Source organism: Kocuria salsicia (assembly GCF_007681555.1).
In the GTDB taxonomy this organism is placed as follows: Bacteria; Actinomycetota; Actinomycetes; order Actinomycetales; family Micrococcaceae; genus Kocuria; species Kocuria salsicia.
In genome coordinates this window covers 108,583-115,487 of the sequence record NZ_VELE01000010.1, presented here as the reverse complement: position 1 = coordinate 115,487, position 6,905 = coordinate 108,583, and the positions used below count along the sequence as shown (strand labels likewise).

Sequence of the window (6,905 nt, the reverse complement as noted above, 5' to 3'; positions counted from 1 at the left end):
GGATTCTCGCTTCTCCCAGCATCGTGCTGGATTCCGCGTGTCCAAGATCAAGGGTCAAGCCCCACAAGATCCGGGGTAGTGGGCAGGCAGGGATGGGCGCCGGGGAGGAGGAAGGCGGCATGCGCCATTCACGACGACGCCGCGGCGCCCTGTCTCGTGGGCACGCGAGGGCACCAGCGTGCCAGGATGAACCAGGAATGAGCACGGCGGCACGAGGGAGCTGAAGCGCATGGGCGCGAGCGCAGTGGTCGGGGGCCTGGTCTCCGTGATCGGGCTGGGCCTGTTCATGGGGTTCTCGCCCACCATCTACGCGCTCGTGCTGCGGATCCTCACTCAAAGCACTCGGCCCGGGCGTCCGGTGCACTTCCTGACCCTGGGGATGGTGCTCGGGACTACGCTTCTGCTGCTCGTCTTCCGCACGGTGGACCCGCAGACTCTGACCGCGCTGCTGGAGGACCGCACCAAGGAGCTGCTGGTGCGCCGCAGCGTGGACCTCACCGCCGGGGTTCTCCTGGCAGTGCTGGCGCTCGTCGAGCTCGTCCGCTGGCGCACCCGGCCCCGCAGGCCACAGCGCGCGCCGAGGTCCGAGGTGCTGGACTCGTCCCGGCACATGGTCGCCCTCGGATTCCTCAACACCGTGGTGGGGATGAGCGGCCCGGCGACCATGTACATCGCTGGCCGTCTCTTCACCGGGCTGACGCACCACGTGGTGGGGCAGCTGGCGTTCTTCGCCATCTTCCTGGTGGCCGTGGTGGGCCCCTACTGGCTCCTCACCTGGGCGTGGGAGAAGATCCCCGCCCTCTCGCGCACCGTGGAACGGATCACCCGCTGGGTGGCCGCCCAGGACCCGCAGCCCGTCCTGACCGTGGGCCTTGCGGCAGCCGCGGCGGTGTTCCTCACCATGGGCATCCGGGGCTGAGCCGGCGCACTCGGGCCGCCCCAGCGTCGTCGTGCCGCTCAGCCGTCCCGGGAGGATACGCCCGAAATCTTCCCGCCCCGGCTCTCACGGTCTGCCCGCCCCCGTGCTCTGCCCGCCTCCTGGTGCATCAACGGAGCAAACGCGCATTGGGCGGTCGATTTCTGCGCTGACGGAGCAAACGCGGAAGCTGGGAGGGGAGCTGGGGCTGCGTCCTGTCTGCCCTGCGGTTGCAACAACGGAGCAAACGCAGAAATGGCGGCGGATTTCTGCACTGACGGAGCAAACGCAGAGGGACAGGGTGACAGAAGGGGCAGAGGGGGAGCAGCGGAGCGGGGTCAGTCCCTGCCCGTGAAGGTCGGCTTCCGCTTCTCCTGGAAGGCCTTGAAGCCCTCCCGGTAGTCGGCGGTGGCGGTCAGCGCGGCCTGGACCGCGCTCTCGCTGGCGATGGAGTCCCACAGGCCCGCGCGCTCGTCGCGGACCTGCGCCACGAGACGTTTGGAGGCCACGAAGGACTGGGTGGCCCCCCGGGCGGCCTTCGCCACGCGCTCCTCGGTGAACGGGAGCAGCTCCTCCGCCGGCACCGCACGGGAGAACAGCCCGGCGGTCACGGCCTCGGTCCCGCTCATCATCTCCCCGGTGTAGATCAGGTCCAGGGTGCGGTGGGCCCCGAGACGCTCGGTGAACAGCGCGTGCCCCCCGGAGTCCAGGATGGCGCCAAGCGCGGCGAACGGTGAGCCGATCTTTGCGTCCTGCGCCACGTAGACCACGTCCGTGGCGATCGTCAGGCCTAGCCCCACACCCAGGCACGCGCCCTGCACCGCGGCGAACGTGGGAGCGGGGAAGCTCGACATCTGCTGCATGAGGGGCAGCAGGGTCCCGGTGAGGTAGCCCTCGGCGTCGTCGGTCGCGGGGTCCACGGCTGAGATGTCGCGACCGGCGCAGAACACGCGGCCCTCACCCGTGAGCAGCAGCGCGCGGACCCCGGCGGCCTCGGCCTCCGTGTACGCGGCGGCGAGCTCCTGCAGGGCGCCGAGGTCCAGTGAGTTCCGCTTCTCGGGCGCGTTGAGCACCACGCGGGCGATGTCATCCTCGATGGTCAGGTCGATCACGGTGTTCTCCTCGGGTTCGGGTCCACCGGGCGCAGTGCCGGCGGGAATCGGTGTGCTGCGGCGCCCGGGCGGACCGGCATGCCGTGCCAGCGACGGCGCGGCAGCCAGGTGCGTGGTGTCGCCGTGCGGAGCGCGGTCGTGCGATGTCGCGCGTTCGCCGCAAGCGGGCGCAGACGGCGACGACGCCGCCCGGGGCGGGTGCGGCGTCGTCGCCGTCCGGGTGGGTCAGGCGTCGAAGTCCACACTCAACCGGTCGGAGGTGGGGCGCGTCTGGCAGGTGAGGACGTATCCGGCGTCCAGTTCGTCCTTCTCGAGCGCGAAGTTCTCCTCCATCTCGAACTCGCCGGAGGTGACCTTGGCGCGGCACGTGCCGCACACCCCGCCGGCGCACGCGAAGGGGACGTCCGGGCGCACGCGCAGGGCGGCGTTGAGAACGGTCTCCGCGGCGGACTTGGGAGACTTCACCTGGGCGGAGGTGCCGTCCAGGTTGAAGATGATCTCGTAGTTCTCGCCCTTGGGGTCCGCCTTGACCACGCGGCCCTGCTGGCCCTGCGGGGTGGTGGGCTTGCCGGTGGTGAACAGCTCGAAGCGCACGCGGGACTCGTCCACGCCGCGCTCCTTGAGGACGTCCCGGCACAGCTGCACGAGTTCGAAGGGCCCGCACAGGAACCACTCGTCCGTGGAGTCCACCTGGACCACGTGGTCCAGCAGCTCCTCGAGCTTGTCGTGGTCGATCCGCCCGGACATCAGCGGCGAGATCCGCTGCTCCCGGGACAGCACGTGGTGCACGGCCAGGCGGGAGGGGTACTTGTCCTTGAGGTCGCCCAGCTCCGCCGCGAACATCACCTCCATGGACGAGCGGTTGGCGTAGATGACATCCATCGCGGCGGTGTCCGAGGCGCGCAACAGGGCGCGGGCGATCGCCATGATGGGGGTGATCCCGGAGCCGGCGGCGAAGGCCACCAGGTGCACGTTGCGCTTCTTGGCCACCTCCCGCTCGGCGAGCTTCTCGGGGTCGTTCATGGAGGTGATGTTGACCTTGGAGGTGAACGCGCCCTGCGGGTTCATCACGTCCAGGGTGTCCCCTGCGGCGAGCTGCTCGTTCGCCCACGTGGAGAACACGCCGCCCATGTCCTTCTTGATGGCCACACGGATCTCACCCGGGGTGGGGTCCGCGCAGATCGAGTAGGAGCGGCGCACCTCGTGCCCGTTGATCTGCGCGCGGATGGCCACGTACTGCCCGGGCAGGTAGTTGTAGTCCGCCATGAGGTCCTCGGGGACCTCGAACGTGACCTCCACGGAGTCGGCGGTCAGCGTGCGCACCTCGGAGACCGCGAGGGTGTTGAACGTGGCGCGGCGCTTGCCGTCACCCGCGCTGGCCTCGGTGGCTTCCTCCACGGCAGAGGTGTCCGGCGTTTCGCTCATGATCAGTGCACCTTGAAGTAGTCGAAGGGTTCTTTGCAGTCGTTGCAGGCCCACAGGGCCTTGCAGGACGTGGACCCGAAACGGGTCATCTCGCGGGTGTCCAGGGAACTGCAGTGCGGGCACTTCACGGCCAGGCTCAGTCGCACCGGCCCGGAGTTGTGCCCGGCGGCGGTGCGCCCGGTGGGAGGCGCGATGCCGTACTCGTTGAGCTTGGCGCGGCCCTCGGCGGACATCCAGTCCGTGGTCCACGCCGGGCGCAGCACCTGCACCACGCGCACGTTCTCGTAGCCGGCGGCGGTCACGGCCGCCTCGAGGTCCGCGGCCATGGTGTCCATGGCGGGGCACCCGGAGTAGGTGGGGGTGATGACGACGACGTTCTCGTTCTCCCGCGCCACGGCGTCCCGCAGCACCCCGAGGTCCTCGAGCGTGAGCACCGGGATCTCCGGGTCGCACACGGTGGCGGCGACGTCCCACAGGGCGGCGTCGCGCGCATCGTCCGGGCGCCGGGACGGCCCCAGGGGGACCTCCCGGGGCGCCACGCCGCCCGTGGGCGGTAGCGAACGGGGCGGAACGCGGGAGAACACGGTGCTCACCACGTGGCGCCGGGATGCTGGCGGGCGAGCCACTGCATCTCGGCGAGGATGTACCCGCGGTACTCGGAGTAGGAGCCGTCACGTGGTGCGGCGGAGAGTCGGGCCTGGGCCACGTTCGGGACATCGAGCTCGGCCTCCGCCAGCAGGGCGGTGACGCGGTCCACGGTCCGCTCGCGCAGGCTGGAGGGCCGCACGGCGGTGCCCTCGAGCTCGTCGTGCAGGGGCTCGTCCGCGAACAGCTCGTCCAGGTAGGGCCACATGTAGTAGAGGCCCTCCTGGATGCGCCGCCTGGACTCCTCGGTTCCGAGGCCCAGGCGCAGGATCCACTGGGCGGCGTGGTCCTGGTGGTACTCGACCTCCTTCAGCGCCTTGTCCGCGATCGCGGCCAGGGTCTGGTCCGTGGAAGACTGCAGCGCCGAGTAGAGCTCGTACTGGTAGAAGGAGAACAGCAGCTGACGCGCGATGGTCTGACCGAAGTCCCCGTTCTCCTGCTCCACGAGGCGCACTGAGCGGAACTCCTCCTCGTTGCGGAAGTACGCGAGCTCGTCCTCGGTCTTGCCCCACGCGGAGCCCGCGTAGGTCAGCAGGAAGCGCGCGTGGCCGATGAGGTCCAGCGCGATGTTGCCGAGGGCGATGTCCTCCTCGAGCTCGGGGGCCCGGGAGATCCACCAGCCCAGGCGCTGGGACAGCATCAGGGCGTCGTCGCCGAGACGCAGAGCGTACTGGGCCACGGCCTCCGAGGCCTTGCCGCCGGTCTCCGCGATCTCCTCGGCGGTGATCGCGTCACCCGCGGACTGCTTGGTGGCGGAGTCGTGGGAGGCGAACGCGCTCACAGGTGCTTCACCCCTTCGCTCTTGGTGTAGTACGTGGCGTGGCGGTAGCTCTTGCCCTGCGCCGACTCGAAGTAGCCGCCCTTGGAGTCCGGATCCGAGGCCGTGATGGCGTCCGCGGGGACCACCCACACGCTCGTGCCCTCGTTGCGCCGGGTGTAGAGGTCACGCGCGTTGCGCACGGCCATGGTGGCGTCCGGGGCGTGCAGGGAGCCCGCGTGCACGTGGGACAGCCCGCGCGACGAGCGCACGAAGACCTCCCACAGGGGCCAATTACCGTTCTGGTTCTCGCTCATGCTCACGCTCCGATCAGCTCGGCCGAGCCGCGGCCCGCCATCACAGTGGTCTCGTCGATCGCCACGGCGGCCTCGGGGGACGACGCCGCTGCCTCCACCTCGGCAGCCTCGCGCGCCTGCCGCTGGGCATAGGCCTCGGCCGCCTCGCGCACCCACGCGCCGTTGGCGTGCGCCTCGCGGCGGCGCTTCATGCGCTGGACGTTGCAGGGCCCGGAGCCCTTGATCACGGACATGAACTCGTTCCAGTCCAGCTGGCCGTAGTCGTAGTGCCCGCGCTCCTCGTTCCACTTCAGGTCCGGGTCCGGCAGGGTCAGGCCCAGGGCCTCGGCCTGCGGGACGATCATGTCCACGAAGCGCTGGCGCAGCTCGTCGTTGGAGAAGCGCTTGATGTTCCACTCCATGGACTGCTGGGAGTTGGGGGAGTCGGCGTCCGGGGGGCCGAACATCTGCAGGGCGGGGCCGTAGAAGCGGTTCACGGCGTCCTGCGCCATCTGCTTCTGGGCCTCGGTGCCGTGGGAGAGCTCGTAGAGGATCTCCCAGCCCTGGCGCTGGTGGAAGGACTCCTCCTTGCAGATGCGCACCATCGCGCGGCCGTAGGGGCCGTAGGAGGCACGGCACAGCGGGACCTGGTTGCAGATCGCGGCGCCGTCCACGAGCCAGCCGATCGCACCCATGTCGGCCCACGTGCGGGCCGGGTAGTTGAAGATTGAGGAGTACTTGGCCTTGCCGCTGAGCAGCTGCTCGTTGAGCACGGAGCGGGGAGTGCCCAGGGTCTCCGCGGCGGAGTAGAGGTACAGCCCGTGGCCGGCCTCGTCCTGGACCTTGGCCATCAGCACGGCCTTGCGCTTGAGGCTCGGGGCGCGGGTGATCCAGTTGGCCTCCGGCTGCATGCCGATGATCTCGGAGTGCGCGTGCTGGGAGACCTGGCGGGTCAGGCTCTTCCGGTAGGCCTCCGGCATCCAGTCCCGGGGCTCCACACGGGAGTCCTCGCTGAGGAGGTGCTCAAAGTGCTGCTGCTCGGCGGTGGGCTCCGCCTGGTCCGCAGAGGTGGTCTGCTCAGTCATGGTGTGTGTCCTCGGTTCGCGGGTGAGATGGGAGCGGAGGATGAACTCTGTACGCTGCCGGCAATAATAACTGACCGCTCGTTCAGAATATAGGCCCCCGGTGTGGTCGTCAACACATCTTCCGCCCGGGAGGCGGGGACCCGTCAATGGATGTGCAGGGGTGGCGACGCCGCGGCGGAGCCCTGGACTTGTTGACACACGTCACATTTCGCGGTTACCTACTGACCGATCGTTCTGAAAATCTGAGGAGCCCTCCCGTGCCACACCATCCCGTCCTCACTGGCGACCGTGCCTCCGAGTGGTTGGGGATCACCGTGCAGCGCGCGGACCCCGGGCACTGCGTGATCTCCCTGGCCGTGCGGGAGGAGATGCTCAACGGCTTCGGCATCGTGCACGGCGGGATGATCTTCGCGCTCGCGGACTCGTGCTTCGCCATGACGTGCAACGACCCGGAACCGGACGGCACCTCCATGACCGTGGCCCAGGGCGTGGACATCAACTTCCTCAGCTCGGCCCACCCGGGCCAGACCCTCGTCGCGGAGGGCCGTCAGATCGCCACCACCGGGCGCAGCGGCCTGTGCGACATCACCGTCTCCACTCAGGGCGGGGACGTCGTCGCCCAGTTCCGCGGCCGCAGCCGCACCGTGCCCCTTCGCCAGAAAGCGTGAA

The 6,905-nt window shown here is 69.5% G+C and carries 8 protein-coding genes; 2 read left to right on the top strand and 6 right to left on the bottom strand.

The features are described from left to right. The first annotated feature begins 229 nt into the window (after nt 1–229). Nucleotides 230–919, top strand: coding sequence for a hypothetical protein (locus FS770_RS12060; RefSeq protein ID WP_145012155.1), 690 nt, complete (start codon nt 230–232; stop codon nt 917–919). Between the two features lie 335 nt (nt 920–1,254). On the opposite strand, the gene FS770_RS12055 is transcribed toward FS770_RS12060, so the two are convergent. The 6 genes from FS770_RS12055 to paaA all read right to left on the bottom strand — a co-directional run bounded on the left by FS770_RS12055 (nt 1,255) and on the right by paaA (nt 6,236). Next, complete coding sequence (locus tag FS770_RS12055; protein ID WP_145012152.1) at nt 1,255–2,028, bottom strand: enoyl-CoA hydratase/isomerase family protein; 774 nt, start codon at nt 2,026–2,028, stop codon at nt 1,255–1,257. A gap of 225 nt (nt 2,029–2,253) precedes the next feature. Next, a complete protein-coding gene (paaE, locus tag FS770_RS12050; protein WP_145012149.1) occupies nt 2,254–3,453 on the bottom strand; it encodes a 1,2-phenylacetyl-CoA epoxidase subunit PaaE in 1,200 nt (399 codons plus the stop codon). A 2-nt stretch (nt 3,454–3,455) separates the two neighbouring features. Further along, complete coding sequence (gene paaD, locus FS770_RS12045) at nt 3,456–3,971, bottom strand: 1,2-phenylacetyl-CoA epoxidase subunit PaaD (RefSeq protein ID WP_145012194.1); 516 nt, start codon at nt 3,969–3,971, stop codon at nt 3,456–3,458. A gap of 71 nt (nt 3,972–4,042) precedes the next feature. Next, nucleotides 4,043–4,879, bottom strand: coding sequence for a 1,2-phenylacetyl-CoA epoxidase subunit PaaC (gene paaC, locus FS770_RS12040; RefSeq protein WP_145012146.1), 837 nt, complete (start codon nt 4,877–4,879; stop codon nt 4,043–4,045). Next, nucleotides 4,876–5,172 (bottom strand): 1,2-phenylacetyl-CoA epoxidase subunit PaaB, encoded by a 297-nt coding sequence (gene paaB, locus FS770_RS12035; protein ID WP_012397288.1) that lies wholly within the window; start codon nt 5,170–5,172, stop codon nt 4,876–4,878. Before paaB ends, paaC begins: the two co-directional genes overlap by 4 nt. Nucleotides 5,173–5,174: 2 nt before the next feature. Continuing rightward, nucleotides 5,175–6,236 carry a 1,2-phenylacetyl-CoA epoxidase subunit PaaA gene (gene paaA / locus FS770_RS12030; RefSeq protein ID WP_145012143.1) on the bottom strand — a complete coding sequence of 354 codons (1,062 nt, stop codon included), beginning with the start codon at nt 6,234–6,236 and terminating at the stop codon, nt 5,175–5,177. 257 nt (nt 6,237–6,493) lie between these two features. On the opposite strand from paaA, the gene FS770_RS12025 reads away from it, so the two are divergent. Further along, nucleotides 6,494–6,904 (top strand): PaaI family thioesterase, encoded by a 411-nt coding sequence (locus FS770_RS12025; protein ID WP_145012140.1) that lies wholly within the window; start codon nt 6,494–6,496, stop codon nt 6,902–6,904. Nucleotide 6,905 lies beyond the last annotated feature (1 nt).

Excerpts from the sequence above, each read along its gene's own strand:
- paaA (WP_145012143.1), bottom strand. The coding sequence starts at position 6,236 with ATGACTGAGCAGACCACCTCTGCGGACCAGGCGGAGCCCACCGCCGAG.
- paaB (WP_012397288.1), bottom strand. The coding sequence starts at position 5,172 with ATGAGCGAGAACCAGAACGGTAATTGGCCCCTGTGGGAGGTCTTCGTG.
- paaE (WP_145012149.1), bottom strand. The coding sequence starts at position 3,453 with ATGAGCGAAACGCCGGACACCTCTGCCGTGGAGGAAGCCACCGAGGCC.
- FS770_RS12060 (WP_145012155.1), top strand. The coding sequence starts at position 230 with ATGGGCGCGAGCGCAGTGGTCGGGGGCCTGGTCTCCGTGATCGGGCTG.